Source organism: Acidithiobacillus albertensis, from assembly GCF_001931655.1.
GTDB classification, from domain to species: Bacteria; Pseudomonadota; Gammaproteobacteria; order Acidithiobacillales; family Acidithiobacillaceae; genus Acidithiobacillus; species Acidithiobacillus thiooxidans.
The window spans coordinates 1-1,534 of record NZ_MOAD01000091.1 but is presented as its reverse complement, the minus strand read 5'-3'; the positions used below and the strand labels follow the sequence as shown (position 1 = coordinate 1,534).

Below are 1,534 nucleotides of genomic sequence, written 5' to 3'. Positions count from 1 at the left end.
ACGCTCCTGCGGGTCTTTGACCTTTTCCGGGTAGAGCAAAGCCATGGGGTGCGCCTTGATGGTATTGCTGATGATGAATTCCATCCGCGCCAGACCAATACCATCGCTGGGGAGATTAGCCGTCTGGAAAGCAATTTCCGGGTTGCCCAGATTGATCATGATTTTGGTTTTGGGTCGGGGAAGTGCGGCCAGATCGGTATGCTGAACGGTAAATGGCAATTGACCCCCATAAATATTTCCCATATCGCCTTCCGCACAGGAAACTGTGACCGGCTCACCGTCGTGCAGTATTTCGGTGGCTGTTTCTGCGCCGACTACCGCCGGTATCCCCAGTTCACGGGCAATGATGGCAGCGTGGCAGGTTCGTCCGCCGCGATTGGTGATCACCGCCGCTGCATTTTTCATGACCGGCTCCCAATCGGGCGTGGTGGTGTCTGCTACCAGTATTTCACCGGGGCGAAACTCGGCGAGATGTTCAAGACTACGAATAATCCGGACGGGTCCGGTAGCAATTTTACTGCCTACGGCCCGACCGCTGCCAAGACGTTTTCCGTGTTCACCCAGAATATACTCCTCCAGAATTTGTCCCTTCTTTTGCGAGGCAACGGTTTCCGGTCGGGCCTGCACCATGTAAATAGCCCCATCCAGTCCGTCTTTTGCCCACTCCATGTCCATGGGTCGGCTTTCGCCCATTTTCTGGCTGTAGTGATTTTCAATTTTGATGGCGTAATCGGCGAGAATGAATATATCCTCATCCTTCAAACAAAAGCGTTCCTGTTCATCGAGATGTGTCGGTACATTGCGGGTCCCATGGCGGGTGTCTCCCTCGGTATAAATCATCTTGATTTTTTTGCTGCCGAGAACCCTGCGCAAAACTGCCTTTTTTCCCTTCTGGAAGGCGGGTTTGAAGACATAATATTCATCGGGATTGACGGTTCCCTGGACAACATTTTCACCCAGACCCCAGGATGCCGTAATAAAGACGGCATCTCTAAAACCAGTTTCAGTGTCCAGTGAAAACATGACGCCGCTGGTGGCGAGATCGGAGCGCACCATTTTCATGATGACAATCGATAGGGCCACCTTGAAATGATCAAAGCCCTGATCAACGCGATAATGAATGGCCCGGTCGGTAAACAGGCTGGCAAAGCAGCGACGACAGGCATCCAGCAAAGCGGCCTCACCGGAAATGTTCAGATAAGTATCCTGCTGACCAGCGAAACTGGCCGTTGGCAGGTCTTCTGCGGTGGCAGAAGAACGCACGGCCAAAGACAGCGTATCTCCGTATTCCTGACGTAATTGGGCGTAAGCGGCCAAAATTTCGGTTTGCAAATCTTCGGGAAGGGGCGCGCTGTAGACAATTTCCCGAGCCTTGGCACCCCGTTTGGCCAGATCGCGAACATTATCGGGGTCGAGGCCGTCCAGTGCCTCATGCAGCTTTGACCAGGCACCGGCCTGATCCAGCAGATAGTGATAGGCGTCGCCGGTAATGGCAAAGCCGTTGGGTACTTTCACTCCCTGCGGCGTGAGTTGG

1 protein-coding gene is annotated in these 1,534 nt (G+C 53.5%); it reads right to left on the bottom strand.

What is annotated here, in order from left to right; translation table 11 throughout:
• On the bottom strand, nt 1–1,534 hold a 1,534-nt coding region (gene ppsA / locus BLW97_RS18220), incomplete at both ends, for a phosphoenolpyruvate synthase (RefSeq protein WP_075324187.1).